The organism is Thermotoga profunda AZM34c06 (genome assembly GCF_000828675.1).
Taxonomy (GTDB): domain Bacteria; phylum Thermotogota; class Thermotogae; order Thermotogales; family DSM-5069; genus Pseudothermotoga_B; species Pseudothermotoga_B profunda.
Genome location: NZ_AP014510.1, coordinates 1,925,230 through 1,944,114, shown reverse-complemented (window position 1 = coordinate 1,944,114; position 18,885 = coordinate 1,925,230). Strand labels below are relative to the sequence as shown.

Annotated in this window: 17 protein-coding genes and 1 pseudogene; 17 read left to right on the top strand and 1 reads right to left on the bottom strand. The window is 39.3% G+C overall.

What is annotated here, in order from left to right:
• Positions 1-42: 42 nt before the first annotated feature.
• The 5 genes from TSP02S_RS10800 (at position 43) to fabD (ending at position 5,548) form a co-directional block, all read left to right on the top strand.
• On the top strand, positions 43-1,770 hold the full coding sequence (locus TSP02S_RS10800; protein ID WP_082026013.1) for a sensor domain-containing diguanylate cyclase: 1,728 nt from the start codon (positions 43-45) through the stop codon (positions 1,768-1,770).
• A 296-nt stretch (positions 1,771-2,066) separates the two neighbouring features.
• On the top strand, positions 2,067-3,293 hold the full coding sequence (gene fabF, locus TSP02S_RS09460; RefSeq protein ID WP_041083633.1) for a beta-ketoacyl-ACP synthase II: 1,227 nt from the start codon (positions 2,067-2,069) through the stop codon (positions 3,291-3,293).
• Positions 3,290-3,712 (top strand): 3-hydroxyacyl-ACP dehydratase FabZ, encoded by a 423-nt coding sequence (gene fabZ, locus TSP02S_RS09455; RefSeq protein WP_041083632.1) that lies wholly within the window; start codon positions 3,290-3,292, stop codon positions 3,710-3,712. Before fabF ends, fabZ begins: the two co-directional genes overlap by 4 nt.
• The gene (gene fabK / locus TSP02S_RS09450; protein WP_041083631.1) at positions 3,702-4,640 is read left to right on the top strand and encodes an enoyl-[acyl-carrier-protein] reductase FabK; all 939 of its coding nucleotides are present in this window, start codon (positions 3,702-3,704) and stop codon (positions 4,638-4,640) included. Before fabZ ends, fabK begins: the two co-directional genes overlap by 11 nt.
• Positions 4,637-5,548, top strand: coding sequence for an ACP S-malonyltransferase (fabD, locus tag TSP02S_RS09445; RefSeq protein WP_041083630.1), 912 nt, complete (start codon positions 4,637-4,639; stop codon positions 5,546-5,548). Before fabK ends, fabD begins: the two co-directional genes overlap by 4 nt.
• Here fabD and TSP02S_RS09440 read toward each other — a convergent pair.
• Positions 5,545-6,804 (bottom strand): ClC family H(+)/Cl(-) exchange transporter, encoded by a 1,260-nt coding sequence (locus TSP02S_RS09440; protein ID WP_171816338.1) that lies wholly within the window; start codon positions 6,802-6,804, stop codon positions 5,545-5,547. The genes fabD and TSP02S_RS09440 overlap by 4 nt on opposite strands.
• Positions 6,805-7,278: 474 nt before the next feature.
• On the opposite strand from TSP02S_RS09440, the gene TSP02S_RS09435 reads away from it, so the two are divergent.
• The 12 genes and pseudogenes from TSP02S_RS09435 (at position 7,279) to TSP02S_RS09385 (ending at position 18,879) form a co-directional block, all read left to right on the top strand.
• The gene (locus TSP02S_RS09435) at positions 7,279-8,295 is read left to right on the top strand and encodes a sugar ABC transporter substrate-binding protein (protein WP_041083629.1); all 1,017 of its coding nucleotides are present in this window, start codon (positions 7,279-7,281) and stop codon (positions 8,293-8,295) included.
• Positions 8,296-8,351: 56 nt separating this feature from the next.
• Positions 8,352-9,848 carry a sugar ABC transporter ATP-binding protein gene (locus TSP02S_RS09430; protein ID WP_041083628.1) on the top strand — a complete coding sequence of 499 codons (1,497 nt, stop codon included), beginning with the start codon at positions 8,352-8,354 and terminating at the stop codon, positions 9,846-9,848.
• Between the two features lie 18 nt (positions 9,849-9,866).
• The gene (locus TSP02S_RS09425) at positions 9,867-10,880 is read left to right on the top strand and encodes an ABC transporter permease (RefSeq protein WP_052465422.1); all 1,014 of its coding nucleotides are present in this window, start codon (positions 9,867-9,869) and stop codon (positions 10,878-10,880) included.
• 2 nt (positions 10,881-10,882) lie between these two features.
• The gene (locus tag TSP02S_RS09420; RefSeq protein WP_041083627.1) at positions 10,883-11,752 is read left to right on the top strand and encodes a sugar phosphate isomerase/epimerase family protein; all 870 of its coding nucleotides are present in this window, start codon (positions 10,883-10,885) and stop codon (positions 11,750-11,752) included.
• Between the two features lie 15 nt (positions 11,753-11,767).
• Positions 11,768-12,745, top strand: a complete 978-nt coding sequence (locus TSP02S_RS09415) for a sugar phosphate isomerase/epimerase family protein (RefSeq protein ID WP_041083626.1) — start codon at positions 11,768-11,770, stop codon at positions 12,743-12,745.
• 24 nt (positions 12,746-12,769) lie between these two features.
• Positions 12,770-13,771 (top strand): LacI family DNA-binding transcriptional regulator, encoded by a 1,002-nt coding sequence (locus tag TSP02S_RS09410; RefSeq protein ID WP_041083625.1) that lies wholly within the window; start codon positions 12,770-12,772, stop codon positions 13,769-13,771.
• Entirely contained in the window at positions 13,768-14,397 is a 630-nt protein-coding gene (locus TSP02S_RS09405; protein WP_041083624.1) for a PIG-L deacetylase family protein, read from the top strand. Before TSP02S_RS09410 ends, TSP02S_RS09405 begins: the two co-directional genes overlap by 4 nt.
• A gap of 13 nt (positions 14,398-14,410) precedes the next feature.
• Complete coding sequence (locus TSP02S_RS09400; RefSeq protein WP_041083623.1) at positions 14,411-15,448, top strand: Gfo/Idh/MocA family protein; 1,038 nt, start codon at positions 14,411-14,413, stop codon at positions 15,446-15,448.
• A pseudogene (locus TSP02S_RS11230) lies at positions 15,441-15,938 on the top strand (ATP-binding cassette domain-containing protein); the annotation flags it as partial. The gene TSP02S_RS09400 and the pseudogene TSP02S_RS11230, both read left to right, overlap by 8 nt.
• Complete coding sequence (locus TSP02S_RS09395) at positions 15,933-16,952, top strand: sugar ABC transporter ATP-binding protein (protein WP_408645548.1); 1,020 nt, start codon at positions 15,933-15,935, stop codon at positions 16,950-16,952. The pseudogene TSP02S_RS11230 and the gene TSP02S_RS09395, both read left to right, overlap by 6 nt.
• A gap of 13 nt (positions 16,953-16,965) precedes the next feature.
• Positions 16,966-17,895 carry an ABC transporter permease gene (locus TSP02S_RS09390; RefSeq protein ID WP_041084378.1) on the top strand — a complete coding sequence of 310 codons (930 nt, stop codon included), beginning with the start codon at positions 16,966-16,968 and terminating at the stop codon, positions 17,893-17,895.
• Between the two features lie 36 nt (positions 17,896-17,931).
• The gene (locus tag TSP02S_RS09385; protein WP_041083621.1) at positions 17,932-18,879 is read left to right on the top strand and encodes a substrate-binding domain-containing protein; all 948 of its coding nucleotides are present in this window, start codon (positions 17,932-17,934) and stop codon (positions 18,877-18,879) included.
• Positions 18,880-18,885: the final 6 nt, after the last annotated feature.

Genomic DNA, 18,885 nt, shown 5'->3' with positions numbered 1-18,885 from the left:
TTCATCCTTTAGCACGATTTTTATAATGATTTTTTAATCTGAATGAATATTATTGGTTATGCAATTGAAAGCTCGAGGGGGATCTTATTGAAAAAGGTTGTATTGTTATCTGTCTTGTCTGTCATAACTTTTTGTGTTTGTGTATGGATTTTCTATTCATTGAACTTAGAGCGCTTCGAGGAAAAGATCAAGATAGCTCGAGGTACGCTTCGTAGTGCCGTTGATTTTATTGCGAAAACACTTGATAATGATTTCGGACAAAGTTCAATCTATAGAGCTATTTTAAATAACGATCAGATTTATATTGACAAAAAATTTAATGAAATCAAGACAAGATATCCAGTTATTGATCAGATCTACTTTGAAAGTCTTGATGTTGAAAAACTGATTTCAGAACAGTATGTCGTTGTTTTTCAAGATAAAATTAGGCTTTTGTTCAAAATACACGATGCATCTGATTATCTCCCGAATGAAGCAATAGTTGTGTTGATAGATACAAAATTATTACTTGAATTACTGGGCTTGGTAGATATCGTAGTTTGTGAGGAAGGAAAATTTGTACTCATAGATAGTATTAAATGTAATCCAAAGAAAGATTTTCTTTCGCTGAGTGAATTTGTCATTTCGGGTATCTTTTCGGTTCTTGCCACTGTTTTATTCGAGCTGGTCACTACGATTAGAATGGTGAGAGTCGAGAGAATCTTGAGAAATGAATTGCTGAAAAAAAACACCTTTCAGGATGCATTGCTTGAATTCACAAAACTTGTGTTAAATGGACGGATCCATGATGCATCACAATATATTTTGCAAAAAGCCGTTGAACTCGTTCCAGGTGCTCAAGCGGGAAGCCTGTTGATGAAAAAAGGCGATGTTTTTGTCTTTACAAATGTCTATGGATATGATCAAAAGATTGTTGGAAATCTATTCTTCAGGCCAGAGGAACTTGCACAAGGACAGGATGGTAAGGTGAAGATCATCAAGAATTTGCACAAAATCAACGAGGAACTCTTGAACAGTGAAAAAAGAGATTTTCTGTACTCGGAAGGTCGCGTGAATCAGATAAAAGTTCTCTTGTCAATACCTGTCATAGTGAAAAATGACACGATAGCGTTCTTCAATCTGGATAATTTCGAAGATGAAAATGCATTTACACAAGAGTCAATAGAAGTTGCAGAACTCTTTGCGGGTCAGGTTGGATTACTCTTTGAGAGGATCAAACTTGAGGAAGAGCTTGAAGAACAAAGACGCATCATGGAATATTACTCATATCACGATCCTTTAACTGGTTTGGCGAATAGAAGATTACTCGAAGAATTTGCCGAGAAGATCTTTTCACTTGCCAGAAGAACGAACAGATCTGCATGTTTGCTTTTCATGGATCTTCACAAATTCAAGCAAGTCAACGATAAATTTGGTCATTCAGTTGGCGATCAGTTGCTCAAGATGATTGCTCTAAGAATTCAAAAGAGCATTCGCGAAAATGACATTGTAGCGAGGTTGGGTGGAGACGAATTTGTATTTCTCTTGTCGAATTTTTCTACTGAAGAGATCACCACATTCACAAAGCGATTACTGAAGGTAATTCAAGAACCATTGGTTGTTGAAAACAATGTTTTTTCGATCTCTGCGAATTTTGGTATAGCCTTCTATCCAACCGATGGAGACAATCTCGAGACTCTTCTCAGAAACGCGGACATGGCTCTATATTTCTCCAAAAAGAGAAGTGAATCATTTGCCTTCTACTCACGGTTGTCGAGAGATCAGATGTGACATTAATATTACTTATTTGTGAATTCAAGGCGGCTTGAAGATGTCAAAATTGTTTTTAATTCAACTATTGCCACCGATGCAATCTGTAGCTGAAGATCATCTTACCTGGTTAATTCATCCGATTTCGGTTAAATAATATTTTTACTAATAATTCTTTATCACTCATAAAGACAGATATTTCTGTTAAGGGGATTTTCAATGTTAAAAAAATAAAACCACATTTTTCACTGAGTAAACTGGCGGTTTGACCGCCTTTTTCTTTGATGGGTATAATGAACGCAAAGGAGGTAGATTGAGTGCGCCGAGTTGTTGTCACTGGAATGGGAATAATTTCACCAATTGGTATAGGAAAAGAAGAAGTACTTCAATCCTTGAAAGATTCAAAAATAGCAGCTGATACAATCACGAGTTTTGATGCAAGTAATTTACCAGTGAAAATAGCAGCAGAGATAAAAGATTTCGATCCTGAAAAATTCATCGACAAAAAACTTGCACGTAGAACAGACAGGTTTGTTCACTTTGCACTCGTTGCAGTCAAAGAGGCGTTGGATCAGGCAAAGATTAATTTACCAGATTTCTCAGAGAGAACTGCAGTTCTCATAGCTTCGGGTATGGGTGGTTTTATAACTCTGGATACAGAGAACAATAAATTCTTATCGGCTGGAGCTTCAAAGGTCAGTCCATTTCTAATACCAATGCTCTTAATAAATATGGCTTCAGGAATTGTAGCGATAGAGCATGGATTGAAAGGGATCAATTTCGCCCCAGTAAGTGCTTGTGCAGCATCAGGTCATGCCGTGGCAATGGGTAGTATGCTCATAAGACATGGATATGCAGATGTTGCAATCGTTGGTGGAGCAGAAGCCACAATTGCTCCACTACCAATAGCTGGATTTGCAAACATGAAAGCTCTATCAACCAGGAATGATGAGCCGAAAAAAGCATCGAGACCCTTTGATGTTGATAGAGATGGCTTTGTCATGGGTGAAGGTGGAGCAGTGTTGATTATCGAAGCTGAGGAAATTGCAAAAAAAAGAAATGCTCAAATTCTTGCCGAAATAAAGGGCTTTGGCATGAATGACGATGCATACCACATGAGTGCACCAGATCCAGAAGGGTCAGGTGCAGAAAAGGCAATGAGAATGGCACTGGAAGATGCGAAGATCAACCCAGATGATATTCAATATGTCAGCTGCCATGCTACCAGTACACCTGCAGGAGATGTAGCAGAGGCAAAAGCTATAGAAAGAATTTTTGGAAAACATGTTTTTGTCAATAGCTCAAAAGCTCTCATGGGACACTTGCTCGGAGCTGCGGCTGCGGCAGAGCTCGTCATAGCAATCCTTCAAATGCACAGTAACTTTTTACATGCAATGCCAAATCTCGATAATCTGGATCCACAGATTGGCATCAATGTTGTTGGTAAAAAGACTATTGAAACTGAGATAAGGAATTTCATGAAAAATTCCTTTGGATTTGGCGGACACAATGTTTCGCTCGTGGTTGGGAGGTATCAAGGTTGAATATTGATCAAATAATGAAAATATTACCTCATCGTTTTCCAATGCTTCTGGTCGACAGAGTTATTGAAAAAAGTAAAGATCATGTGATTGCAGCAAAGAACGTAACTGCTGGTGAGATATTCTTCATGGGTCATTTTCCAGATTATCCTATTTACCCTGGTGTGTTGATAATTGAAGGCCTTGCTCAGGCGGCGGGGATTATGTTGCTCGAACCCGATCAAAATGTAATACCACTATTTCTTGGAATTGATGAAGCGAGGTTCAAGTCAGAGGTAAGACCCGGTGACACTCTTACCTACGAAGTCAGTTTGAAAGAATCAAAATTGGGAGTTTTCAAAGTCAATGGCATCGCCAAAGTTCAAGGGAAAGTAGTAGCGACAGCAACACTTTTAGTGGGAGTGAAAAAGAATGAAAAATAGACTGACCGAGTTGCTGAAAATAGAATATCCAATTCTCATGGGTGGCATGGCTTGGGCCGGCACTCCAAAACTCGTAGCTGCTGTTTCAAATGCCGGGGGTTTGGGAGTAATAGGTTCAGGTGCCATGAATCCAGAACAGCTAACAAACGCAATTCATTCCACGAGACATCTGACAGATAAGCCTTTTGGTGTGAATATCATGCTTGCTTCGCCATATGCAGATGAACTTGTCAAAATCGTTTTGAAAGAGTGTGTACCAGTTGTAACCTTTGGTGCGGGAAATCCTGCAAAGTATGTGTCAACATTAAAGCAACATGGTATAACGGTAATTCCAGTGGTTGCCTCTGATTCACTGGCAAAATTGCTTGAAAGATCAGGAGTAGATGCTGTGGTTGCGGAAGGTATGGAATCTGGTGGTCACATCGGAGAGGTAACAACAATTGTGTTGGTGAACAAGGTGGCAAGATCCGTGAAGGTACCAGTCATTGCGGCGGGCGGTATTGCCGATGGTAGAGCGATGGCTGCGGCTTTCGCTTTAGGCGCAGAGGGTGTTCAAATTGGTACAAGATTTTTAGCATCGTTCGAAGCGGAAATTCATGAAAATTATAAAAAGAAGATTCTGAGTGCTTCAATAAGAGATACCGTTGTGACTGGTATGAAACTTGGTCATCCGGCAAGGGTCTTGAAGACACCATTTGCAAAACAAATTTGTGAACTTGAAGCACAAAGCCCTCTTGAGGCAGAACAAGTCTTGGTTGGCAGCTTAAGAAGAGCAGTTCTGGAGGGAGACATCGATTCTGGTTCCTTTATGGCAGGGCAGGTGACGGGATTGATAGATGAAATATTACCTGTCAACGAAATCATTTGTAGGATTTTTCAGGAGTTTAAACAGACAATTAAAAGGCTTTATGAGGAGGTGTTGCCATGAAAGCGTTCCTCTTTCCAGGTCAAGGTTCTCAATATTCTGGGATGGGAAAAGACTTCTCAATTTATCCAAGGGCGTATTTTTTCTTTGAAAGAGCGAAGGATGTACTTGGAATTGATATGTACCGGTTGATGAACGAGGATGAAGAGGTTCTCAAATTAACAGAGAATGCACAACCAGCGATTTATCTTGCAAGCTATATAGCTTTTGATGAATTAATGCGAAATGGTCATGTCCCTTCAATACTGGCTGGTCATAGTTTGGGTGAGTATACTGCTCTTGCAGCTGCTGATGTTTATGACTTCGAACTTGGGATCTATTTGGTCAGAAAAAGGGGTGAATATATCTCACAGGCAGTCCTTCCAGGGGAAGGTACTATGGCAGCAATCATAGGTCTCAAATTCAAGGAAGTTGAAGAAAAGATATCCACCTTGGAAGGAGTATGGATTGCGAACCACAACGCCGAAGATCAAGTTGTGATAAGTGGTCTCAAGAGCAGTGTTAAAACAGCTATGGAGTTGTTGAAAACGAAGGCAAAAAGAGTTGTTGAACTCAAAGTTAGTGGACCATTCCACACACCTTTACTCGAAAGTGCAAAAGAAAAAATGGCACGAGAACTCAGAGATGTCAAATTCAGAAAACCACGCTGGCCAATCGTAATGAATTGCACTGGTCAAGAAACGACAGATCCAGAGGAGATAAAAAAATATGTATTAGAGCAAATAACTTCACCAGTACTCTGGTACGATTCAATTTGCAACATCATGAGAAAAACAAATGTTTCAGACTTTGTCGAAGTAGGACCTAATAAAGTCTTATCAAATCTCTTGAAAAGATCTACACCTTTGTCCTGTCATCATTTCACAGAGCTTGTAATACAAGAGAGCAAACTTGAAGTTGTACAAGTTTAGGCGAGATTGTCTTCGCTCGCCTTTTTGATATCTGCGATCATTTCTTTTTGAGGTAAATCACATGATTTATCACAAGTGCCTTGCAAAATTTTGTTCAAAAGATCATCGTATATGGGATTTGTGTTGAAGAATCTGGATACTACATAAGCTACGATCGATACAAGCATTAAAGACATGAAATGATTGAGTGAACCAACCAACTCTGTTGTTAAAATAATACTGGTCAATGGAGCCTTTACAACTGCTGTGAGAAAACCTGATATACCAAGAATCACGAAGTTTGGTAGATAGAAGCTATCAATACCATTCATGAGTGCAACTGTCTTTGAGTACGATGCACCTATCATCGCACCGATTGCAACCATTGGCAGAAACAAACCGCCTGGTGCCTTTGAGCTATAACTTATCATTGTGAATAAGAGTTTTGTAACCAATAAAATTAAAATAGTTTTCAGAGAAAATAACCCCAACGAACTGTGTGTTATTAGTTCATGACCACCACCAAGTATTTGCGGTAGGTTATACATTAAGATCCATGCGAGAGCCGTCGGGATCAGGATACGGAATTTTTTAAATCTCCCGAAGATATCTACAAAGTATAGAAGCAATCTTTCAAAGAACGAGCCTACTATTCCAAGAACTACCCCGAGGATGATCACCAGCAAATAGTGTTTCAAAGGCAAAACCTTTTCAAGTTGAATGTGAAGAGCAGGAGTCATACCAAAGAATGATCTGGAGACAAAATCAGCGCTGATGGCAGCAATTGCGCAATCAACAACGGAGAATACTGAAAAATCCATCTGTAGCTCTTCGATCGAGAAAGTTATTGCTGCCAACGGGGCATTAAAAGCCGCGGCTAAACCTGCGCTTGCACTTATTATTATGAATCTTTTTCTCTCCAGTACACTTTTAGAGTTTTTGTAAAACAGATATCCTACGGTAGATCCTATCTGTATAGAGGGACCTTCTCTTCCAAGTGACAAACCATTGAATATCGCCAGAACTCCACCTATGAATTTACAAATTAAGACCTTCAGTGGTTCATAGTCGATTTTCCCTGAGACAAGGGCTTTAACCTGAGGTATGCCACTTCCACTGATCGATGGTAATCTTCGCACAATTGATTCCAAAATAAATACAACTAATATCGTGAGTATGATCCATGAAAAACCACCCCAGTTTGTTACCACGTATCCTCTTAAGGTATCTACCTTGGCGATGCAGAATCTGTACGAAGCTACGAGGATACCAGCCATAAAACCAATTGATACACTTTGAAAAGCTGAATATAACCAATTCCAACGATGAAACATCATCTCACCCACTTGAATTTATTCAAATTCATCAGAAGAATAACATCGATTTTTTTCAGCCAATTGACGTTTTGTTTGAACTCAAAGTGATTTTAAAAGAAAAAACAAGAAAAAGTTAGCTCAAGGGCGAATCTGATCCCCAAAGCTGTGTAGTCGAGAATATTGATTGTATTTTTGCAAATATAGAGAAAGAACATATTTGACTCATTGGTTGATTTTTGGTATTTTTAAGATGAAATTGTTGGTCAAACGATTGACTTCACGCAAATACTTAATAAACACTCTAATCGTAACGGGTCATTAAAGAAAATAAATTGACTTTCCCTAAAGATTTTTGCTTGGTTTCTTGGGAGGCATGGTTGAGAAACTTTCTTTTCGGTTCGCATCAAGCGAACCCCACATAGAGGAGGTGTGCATATGAAGGGCTTTAAGGTATTAGTTTTAGCAGTATTTCTGATCACTGTCTTTGCATCTCTTGGTATGGCAAAGAAACTGGTTTATGGTTATGTTACTCCTGGACCAGACACATGGTACAGGAAGGATGTAGAAGGATTTGTCTATGCAGCAAACCTTGCTGGAGTTGAAGTTGTAGTCCTGAATTCAGATTATGATGTGGAAAAAGAAATCTCAAACATCCAGACATTGGTGAACATGAAAGTGGACGGAATGTGTATATTCTCCTTCAATCCAAATGGTGCTTTCATTGCGGCAAGAGAATGTGCAAAAGCAGGTATACCACTCGTTGTAACAGACAATGTTGGTGAAGTCTTAAAATCAAAAGATCCCGTTGTTGCTTGTATTGACTTCAACTGGGATGCCATGGGAAAGGATATCGCACAGTATGTTGCAACTAATTATCCAGGAGAGAATATCGCAGTCATTATGGGAAGATTAGAGCATGTACCAGTACAGATGTTTTTGAAATCTTTTGAACCTGCCGTAAAAGAGCTGGGTAAAAACAAAATAGTTGCCATCAGAGATGGACAGTATATACCAGATGAAGCCGTGAAACAAGCACAGGATTTGATTGAATCTGGTTATAAATTTTCAGTTTTGTTTGTCTTCAATGAAGAAATGGGTGCCGCTGTTGTTCGTATGCTTAAGTCAAGAGGTTTATTGAACAACCCGATAAAGGTTATTACGACTAATGGCGCTCCATATGGAATCGAATTGATCAAAGAAGGTGGAATCAAGTATTCAATCTCAAGTTCACCTGGATGGGAAGGTTTTGTTTCATTCTTGGCTCTGCATTCTTATGTCACAGGTAAGATCAAAGCATTAAGACAATGGATTTTCCTACCCATAACACCTATCACTCCTGAAACTATAGACGACAAGACCAAGGTTGTACCTTGGGATATAGATCCAGTGTGGATTCAGCTCACAAAGGAATATTTCCCAGAATATAAAGGTCTATTGGATGTTTTGAACTGAAAAAATAGTGGGGATGGGTCATTCCCATCCCCTTAATTTGTAGGAGCTGATCATTGATGATTGAGAAAGATCTTCTTGTCGAGCTCAAGAACATAGTAAAGATATACGGCGAACACACCGTTTTGAAGAACGTTGATTTTGATTTAAGAGCAGGAGAGATACACTGTCTTGTTGGTGAAAATGGTGCCGGTAAGTCGACTTTGATAAAAATCTTATCGGGTGCAGTTTCACCAGAATCAGGGGAGATATTCATTCTCGGTAAAAAAGTAAAAACCTTGACTCCCAGATTGGCTATTGAACTTGGTATTACGACAGTTTATCAAGATGCTGAAATAGTTGACTCGCTAACCATCGCCGAGAACATATTTTTGGGTAATGAATTGAATTCAAAAGTACCTTTCAAGATAGACAGGCAGAAACAAGTTCAGGAGACTCAAAAAATACTTGAGAAACTTGGAATCAACCTGGATGCCAATGAGATCGCAGGAAATTTATCTACAGCAGAAAAACAAATGGTTCAGATAGCAAAGGCACTACATAGAAAAGCCGGAGTAATAATAATGGATGAACCAACCAGTTCATTAGGTCTCGAAGAAACAAAAGCACTGCTTTCTCTGCTGAAAAGCCTCAAATCAGAAGGATTGGGTATTATATATATCTCTCACTATTTGAACGAAGTGTTTGAGATAGCAGACAGGGTGACCATCTTGAAAGATGGAGAAAAGATGGGCACATATCCTTTAGAACAAATCGATTTGAACACAGTTGTCAAGAAAATGGTTGGAAGAGATACCGCATTATTTTTCCAGCGCAGACGAGTTCCAATTGGTGACGTTCGCCTTCGAGTACGCGATCTTAGTAAAGAAGGTGTCGTAGAAGATATCAATTTTGATGTGAGAGCAGGTGAAATTTTTGGTATAGGGGGTTTGGTTGGGTCTGGAAGGACAGAATTGGTGAGTTTGATATATGGTGCTGAAAGACCTGATAAAGGTGAAATCTTCATAGATGGGGAGAAAGTCGTATTGAAATCACCGACAGACGCTATGAAAAAAGGCATCTGCTTTGTTTCGGAGGATCGAAAGAGGTATGGAATGTTTTTGGGAAGAAATGTGGTAGAAAATTTGGTAAGCGTCAAAAATAAGTTATCACGCAGATTTTTACTCAATTTGAATGAAGAACTGAGACTTTCCACCCAGACTGTCAAAAGACTTTCAATTGTGGTTTCAGACAGAGACCAATTGATTGAGGAACTATCTGGAGGTAACCAGCAAAAAGTTATTATTGGTAGATGGTTGTTGAATTCTAACGCAACACTTTATATTTTTGATGAACCCACAAAAGGTGTTGATATAGGTGCGAGGGAACAGATATATCAAATCATGTTGGAACTCGCAGAAAATGGTAAGAGTATAATAATGGTTTCTTCAGATATGCCTGAACTTTTGTCTATGAGTGATCGCATTGGCGTCATGAGAAATGGAAGACTAACTCATATTTTGGAAAATAAGAATTTGAAAGAAGAAGATTTAATGAGACTCTTCATAGGTGTTTGATTTTGGGAGGGACATGACATGCAGCAGAAGAATTCAAATCAAGTCTTACCCAAGGGTAAAAGGCCAGTGTACAAGAATCAATGGTTTTTTCTACTTTTGGCAGAAGTAGTTCTCGCAGCTATTACTGGAACCATAAACCCAAGGTTTTTCAGTCTGAGTAACATCACGAATATTCTGGAGCAAATCGCTGTTTTAGGAATACTCGCATCGGGTATGACCATGTTGATAATCTCTGGAGAGATAGATATATCCGTTGGTGCCAACATTGGGTTGGTTACATGTGTAATTGCTATGATGATCAAGAATGATGTCAGTTATTTCTGGGTGATCGTGGTAGCATTGGCTTTAGCATCTTTTGATAGTTTACTTGTTGGATCATCATCTTTGGTTTTCAGAGCGCCTTCTTTTATCACTTCCTTGGGATTCTTGAGTGTTTTCAGAGGAACTGCATATGCCATAACAAAAGGAGTCTTTCAAACCATATATGGCAAATTCGAAGCTTTGGGATTAACCAGAATTTGGGGAATACTTCCTTTGGGTTTTTTGATAGGAATCTCTATATATTTTTTGGTGCATTTCATTCTGAAATATTCAAAACTCGGTAGACACTTTTATGCAGTGGGAAGTAACCCTGCAGCTGCTTATCTCTCTGGAATCTCGATTTTCAAGACCAAAATGCTTGCCTTTTTGGCAAACGGACTGTTAGTGGGTTTGGCTTCGATGATACTCTTATCAAGAGTTGGCGCAGCTCAGCCAACTACAGGTTCTGGATTGGAATTAAGAGCAATAGGTGCCGTTGTCATTGGAGGTACTCCACTGTCTGGAGGAAAAGGTAACATATTGGGTACATTTTTTGGTGTTTTATTGATGGGAATAATTTCCAATACATTGAACATGCTTAGAGTGAACCCATATTTTCAAGAAGTTGTCTTTGGAATCTTCATAGTGGCTTCGCTCGCCGTTAGCGCTTTCAGTGCATATGCAGGGAAGGGGATCTTTAAGAAATCCGTCAAGCAAAGTAAGGAGGGGTAGGCATGAAAATAGGTTTTCATACAGATGCTTTTAACTCTGCTGTCTTTAGTTTTGAGAAAGCTTTGCAGTGGGCTAAGGAACATGATGTCCACTACATTGAATGTGGTGTCATCGATGGTCTTACCTGGATACATGGCTTGGGATACTTTCCTCACATTTCTTTATCAGAGGATCCAATCAGGATGAAGGAGAAAATGGCAAAGTACGGGGTGAAATTCTCTCAACTCGATGCCGCATACCCTCTTTCCGGTAAAGATGGGATGTACTTTGGGGTCCAATATGTTTGTAAAACACTGCCTTGGGCAAAATTGGTTGGATGTGATAATATTGCCACTACCGATGGATTGCACAAACCCGAGGGACTGTCAGACCAAGAAGCTATGGAGTTGATGAAAAGATCTTATTCATACATCGTTGAACTTGCAGAGCTTTATGGGATCAACATCAACATAGAAATTCATGGTTATTTCACGACAAAACCAGAAATGCTTGAGAAGATGCTTGACTTTGTTAAGAGTGATAGATTAGGTCTCAATTTTGATACAGGTAATACCTTCATAGCCGGACAAGATCCCATTGAATTTTGCAGGAGATTTATAAAGAAAATAAAACATGTCCACATAAAAGATGTTTCGGAAAGTTTGGCGATGAGTTTGAGGGGGAAAGATACCGGCATAGGAATCAGTCATTGTGCAGTTGGTGAAGGTGTGAATGCAGGTAACATTAAGAAGGTTCTTGAAATGCTGAGAGACAATGGCTACGCAGGTACCTTGAGTATAGAGTGTGAAGGCAAAGGTGGGATTCTGCTTGAAAAATCTTTGAAATGGTTGAGAGATACTCTAAAAGAATTGGGTATTAACGAGGAAAGATAAAAGGTGTGGTGACGAATGAGATTACAGAACTTCCAGTTGAAAAAACTTGAGATGGTAAAAAAATTCTTGGAGTTCAAAACCAAATACCCAGAAAAAATGGTTAGAAGGTTTGATCTATCCTGGAGTGTGTGGATGTTTGGACGAGAGTCTTTGGAAAAGTCATTGTATAGGTTGAAAAGCAACGGAATAAATTTTGTTGAATTGAAAGGTGATAGCTATTCCGATGAGATTTCTCCCAAGGTAGATAGGGTACGTGAAACACTAAAGGCAGTGGATGTAAAGGTTTCTGGAGTGTGTGGTCTTTATTCACAAAACAATGATCTTTCAAGCTCAAATCCATACATAAGGCAAAATGCCATCGATTATGTGAAAAGACAGATAAATTTTGCAGAATCCGTTGGTGGAAGATATTTAATAGTTGTTCCAAGTGCTGTTGGAAAAACCAAGCCTGAAGATGATTATGATCTGAGCCGAAGTGTGGAAACTTTGAGAATCTGTGCAAAATATTTTGAAAGATCAACAGTCAAAGCTGCCATCGAACCAATAAGGTCTGCCGAGGTCAGTTTGATACACACGGTTGATCAGGCTATTTCATACATCAAAGCCGTAGATCATCCAGCGATATACTATATAAATGGTGATATCTATCACATGTTGTGTGAAGAGAATGATATTGCAAGTGCAATAATCAAATGTTCAGATCGGCTAATAAATCTTCATATTGCAGACAGTAATCGCGATGGTCCTGGTAAAGGCATGATAGATCTGGATTTAGTTATAATGGCTGCATATTTGGTTGGTATGAATCAAGAAGGAAGATTCATCACCTTTGAACCGCTTGGTCCATATGCTGATCCGTATGTTTTGGCAAATTCTTCACCCGATGAATCAGTTATGAACAATCTGGTCAGAGAATCAGTGACCTATTTTCGTCAAAGAGAAGAGGCTGTGAGAGAGATGACCGAATCTGATATTGAATTTGCTATTTTGTGATATACATTGTTGGGAGGTCTGTGAGTGGCAAAATTGAGGCAAATAGCTGACCTAACAAAGGTTTCAGTTTCTACAGTCTCAAAAGTATTAAATGGTAAAGGACGGGTTAGTGAAAAAAAGCGTAAAGAGATTTTGAAAGTAGCTAAAGAACTTGGGTATACACCGGATTTTCACGCCAGAAATATGGCGAAAAAGACGAAAATCACAACTGTCGGACTCATAGTACCAGACATAATAAACCCGTTCTTTGCCCGACTCACTCGCGGTGTTGAAAAAGCCTGCGGTGAGGATTCCTTAGTTATTTTGATGGATTCTTTCAGAGATCTACACAGAGAAGAGATGCTTATAAGAAACGCGAGATTTTTCGGTGTCGATGGAATCATCATAGGTAATTCACGTGTCAACGATGACTTGGTCTTGGAGGTTTCTTCATATATTCCCGTTGTCGTATTTGATAAAGATTATGACCATGAGAATGTTGTTTCACTTGTATTGGATAACTTTTATGGTGCATATTCTGCGACAAAACATTTAATCGAGAATGGCTGTTACAATGTGATCCACCTTGGCGGAACGCATGAACTGTATGTCTCACTCCAAAGACTTGAAGGATATCAGGCCGCAATGAAAGAATTCAATCTAAAGCCACTTGCATATCCAGTGGGATATGATGAAAGCAAAGGTTATGAGTACATGAAAAGGATACTCTCTTTGGGTCAGAAGGTAGATGGTGTTTTTTGTATGAATGACCTTGTGGCAATAGGTGCTCTGAGAGCTGCTAAAGAATTTTCTTTGAAGGTACCTGAAGATATCGCAATCGTTGGATTCGATGACGATGAACAATTGTGTGAAGTCATATCACCATCTCTATCTTCTGTTCATCAACCAGTTGAAGAAATGGGCGAGGTATCAGCAAAGCTTCTCTTTGAATTAATCAAAGGAAACAAAAAGATCAAAAGGTATATCTTTTCGCCTCGGTTGGTTATAAGACAGTCGAGTTCAAGAAAAAGGGGAGAGAATGTGTGAAAAAGGTCCTTGTTGCTTCAGCACATAGTGACGACCCAATTATCGGAATGGGAGGAACGATAAAACAGTTAATTCTCAATGGATATCATGTATGTGTTCTCAGTGCTTGCGGTGATAGAATCTTGGGTTTTAACGATGCCATTGAGATGCTTGGAGCACAACCTGTTTACTTCGAATATCGCTATGGACAGATAGACGAAGAAAAATTATTCGATGATTTGAAAAAACTACTTGAAGAATTCAATCCAGATGTTGTGTTCACACACTGGCATACGGAGATATTGTACGATCATGAAATTGTATCTCAACAAATTGTGAAACTGGCAAGAAGATTTGAAAAAGAGATTTATTTTTTTGAAATACCAGCATCAAGTATCGGTTTTGATTTTGATGTAGCTGTTGATATAACAGATTCATTTAATTACAAAAAGACGGCAATCGAGCTCATGAAAGATGCCTTTGATGAGCGTGTTTTTCTGAAAGAAATCATGCCGTCGATCATCTATCCGGCTGGTTTCAGGGGAATTCAAGTTGGTTGTGAATTTGCAGAGGTTTTTAAGCATTACGGATCCAGGTTTCCACTGTCTCCATTCAGAAAGAAAGTTATCGACATAAAACAGATCTAAGGAGGTATCACAGATGGCAGAGAAGATCAAATTGGGTATCATAGGAGCCGGGAAGATTTCTGAGGTATTGCACATTCCAAATGCACGTCTTTCTGAATATGTTCAACTTGTGGCAATCTCAGACAAAAATGAGGAGAGATTGAACTTTTTCAAAAACAAACTCAATGATGAGACAATACATTTTTACACGGAATATTCAGAGATGCTCTATAGAGAGAACATCGATGCAGTAATAGTTGCCCTACCAAATTTTCTCCATGCAAAGGTATCACTCGATGCTCTGAGAATGGGGAAACACGTACTCGTTGAAAAACCAATGGCGACTAACTCTCAAGAGGCTTTGCAAATGGTTCAAGTAGCAAGAGAAAAGAAGAAAATATTGATGACCAATCACTCTCAAAGATTTTTTCCCCATCATCAGAAAGCGAAAGAAATTATCGATTCGGGCATGATTGGTGAAATAAGACTCGTAAAAACGATGTTCGGGCACTCAGGTCCTGAGAATTGGTCTCCCAACGCCGCGTGGTTTTTCCAGAAAGATTCTGCAATGTTCGGTGCCCTTGGAGATCTTGGGGTGCACAAAGTGGACCTTATAAGATATCTAACGGGTTTGGAAGTAACCGAATGCACGGCAATGATTGGAACTCTGGAAAAACAAGGTAGTGTTGAGGATATCGCAAGTGCTGTTTTAAAACTGTCAAATGGTGGGTTTGCAACGATCGATGCCAATTGGATTACAAAAGGATTGGAAGAGAACTATTTTGTTATATACGGTGAAAAAGGTACCTTGAAGATAGGACAGACCGATCCCTCAAGGATCGACATATATCTCTCAAAGCCAGTTGGCTTTCACGGACAAATAGCTCTCAAGCCTTTGTTTACCAATGAAGATCCATATTGGAAGATGCCTGTCATAGATCATTTTGCGAAGGTGTGTTTGGGTCTTGAAAAGCCAATTGTTCAACCAGAGGATGGAATGATAGCTGTAAAGATCGTTGAAAAGATCTTTGAATCATCCAGAAAAGGAGGAATTGTGAAAGTAGATGGCTGATGAAGTAGTTCTCTCTGCCAAAAATATATGCATGGACTTTTCATCTGTGAGGGTATTGCATGACGTTGATGTGCAGTTTCAAAAAGCACGAGTTTATGGTGTAGTTGGTGAAAATGGTGCTGGCAAATCAACATTGATGAGGATATTGTCGGGTTTCCTACAACCAACCAAGGGGGAGATCTTTGTTGATGGTCATATGGTTCGCCTAAACCCACTCAAGGCTAAAGCATTGGGTATCGTATTGATTCCTCAAGAACTGAATTTGGTTGATACTCTTAGAGTCTATGAAAATGTTTTTCTGGGGGATGAAGTTAAAAACAACCTTCTTCTGAACAAAAAGTTCATGATCGAGAAGACCAAAGAATACTTGGATCAGTTTGGATTGAAGATCGATCCAAAATCCTATGTATCTCAGCTTTCACCAGCACAGAAGCAAATGGTAGAAATTGTAAAAGCGATATCAAAGCAGGCAAAGATTCTGATCATGGATGAACCAACTTCTTCCTTAAGTGAGGAAGAAATCTCGAAACTCTTTGAAGTTGTCAGAAACATGAAAAATTCAGGAATGACAGTCATTTTTATTTCTCATAAATTGAAAGAAGTCAAAGCGATTGCAGATGATTTAATCGTTCTTAGAGATGGTAGAAAGGTTTATGAAGGTTCAGCACGACAGCTTACTGAAAAACAGATAGCAGAATCCATGATAGGTAGAAAATTGGACGAAATGTATCCACCAAAATCTCTACCGTTAGAAGAAGTCGTCCTGGAGGTGAGAAATCTCAGTTCGAAAGATGGTACCTTCAAGGAGATCAATTTCAAGGTTTTTAAAAGAGAAATACTTGGATTCTATGGTCTTGTTGGTTCTGGTCGTACAGAATTGATGGAGGCATTAATAGGTCTTAGAAAGTTGCAAACTGGCCAAATTCTGTTGAATACGCAAAAGGTTAATATCGATTCTCCTAAAGATGCAAAAAAACTTGGAATAGTTTATCTTCCAGAAGACAGGAAAACTGCCGGGATAATTCTATCTCTTCAAGTTTTTATGAATACTACAATCATGTCGTTGGAAAAATTCTCAAGAGTATTGCTCGGCAAAAAGAGAGAAATAGAAACTTTCAAAAGCTACCAAGAAAGATTCGATATAAAGGCAAGAACACCATTTCAGATTGCCAAGACGTTGAGTGGTGGGAATCAGCAAAAGGTGGTTATCTCTAAGCTTGTGCAGACAGGTGCCAAAATATTCATCTTTGATGAACCAACACGCGGTGTTGATGTCAATGCAAAGCATCAGATATATGAAATTATGCATCAAATGATTAAAGATTTTGATGTGACTTTCATCGTGGTTTCTTCAGAATTACCAGAGATAATTGGACTTTGCAACAGAGTGATTGTCATGAGAAATGGGAAGATAGTTGGGTCTGTATCTGGTGAAAATATCAATGAGAGAAATCTCATTTACCTTGCAACAGGCTTAGAGGAAGGTGATTCTTATAAAGATTAAAGAAGCTTTCAGCATGAACCTTTCTAAATACCTTATAGTGCTTATCTTAATTGGCTTGATGGTTTTTTCTGGTATACTGAGCCCAGCTTTTCTAAAACCGAGAAATATCCTGAATATATTCTGGCAAACATCATACGTTGGAATCATTGCAATTGGTATCACCTTTGTGATGATAGCAGGTGGAATAGATTTGTCAGTAGGCTCGATGCTCGCTCTGTTGGGTTCTGTAGCAATTCAAATTGTGAACAAACTCGGTGATAAAACGTCTTCTGTGATACTCTCCTTTTTATTCACCTATGGTTTGGCGGTACTTTTGGGTTTCGGTGTAGGACTTTTAACAACAAAGGGCAAGATACCTGCTTTTGTTACAACGCTTGGTGGAATGGCAATCTACAGATCTTTGGTTCTGAATTTTGCAAACGGTGGAGTCTATATGACTATGTCTCAAAAATACACGAGCATAGGTATGAAGTTTGTTTTAGGACTTCCATTACCAATGATTGTGTTCATAGTTTATGCTATATTGGCTTACATACTACTCGATAAAACAAGATTCGGTAGATATGTCTACGCCGTTGGAGCAAATGAAACAGCCGCACTTTATTCGGCGATCAAAGTCGATATGGTTAGAACCTGGACTTACGTAGTCAGTGGTATATCCGTTGCCACATCGGCGATTTTGTTGTCTTCTATGATGAGTGCGGTAAGTTCATCTTCAACAGGTAATGGTTTTGAACTCGATGCAATAGCTGCTGCAGTAATAGGTGGAACAAGTCTCAGCGGCGGTAAAGGTAGTGTCTTTGGTACATTTTTTGGTGCACTGATACTGGGGGTTATAAATAACATGCTTGTTATGCTCAACGTTGCAGTCTATTTGCAAGGTATGGTGAAAGGTTTGATCATTATCGCTGCGGTGTTGTTACAAAATTTGAGAAAAGAATGAGACCCCTGGTGGGGTAATTTCAAGGGAGGTGTTTGTATGAGAAAGTTTCTTGTAATTCTTTTTGTAGCTGTGGTGGTATTTAGTTTTGCCGAAAAAATCAGAGTTGGAGTAGCAATTCCGGCAGCAGATCATGGTTGGACAGGTGGAATGGTTTGGTGGGCACAGTACGCAATTAAGCAGTACCAGAATGATCCGAATGTTGAATTCTACTTAGTGACAGCAAAAGAACCGAGCGAGCAAATTGCACAGGTACAGGCACTCTTGGCGAAGGGTATTGATGCTCTTGTGATCAATCCTTACGAATCGGCTCCACTTACACCAATTTGTGTCCAAGCATTCAGGCAGGGTGTCTTCACGGTCATAGTGGATAGGGGTATAAATTCCGAGGAGTACAACACCTACATTGCTGGAGATAATTATATGTACGGCTATCTCGCAGGAAAGTATATTGCTGAAAAACTCAAAGGGAAGGGAAATATCGTCGTCATAAGGGGTATACCGTGCAGTATTGATGATGAAAGAGTTAAGGCCTTTAAAGATGCAATAAGCCTTTATCCAGACCTGAAGATCATAGCTGAACAACCAGGATATTGGAGCAGGGAAAAGGCCTTCGAAGTCATGCAAACATTGCTCACCAAATTTCCAACAATTGACGCAGTCTGGACAGGTGATGACGACATGCTCCATGGTGTCCTCTTGGCACTCAAGCAAGCTGGTAGAGACAAAAACATAGTCTTGGTTGGTGGAGCTTGTGAGAAAAACATCGTCAAGATGATTATGGATGGTAACCCGCTCATTGGAGTCAATTTCACCTATCCACCAAATATGATTTCTACAGCAATCAACCTTGCCGTGATGGCTCTGAGAAAACAAGATCTCAATGGATTCTATCAAAGGGGCATTCCAAGAAAAATCATTCTGGCAACAGAGACAGTGACAAAAGAAAATGCCAAAGACTATTACTTCCCAGAATCGGTCTTTTAGAACCAG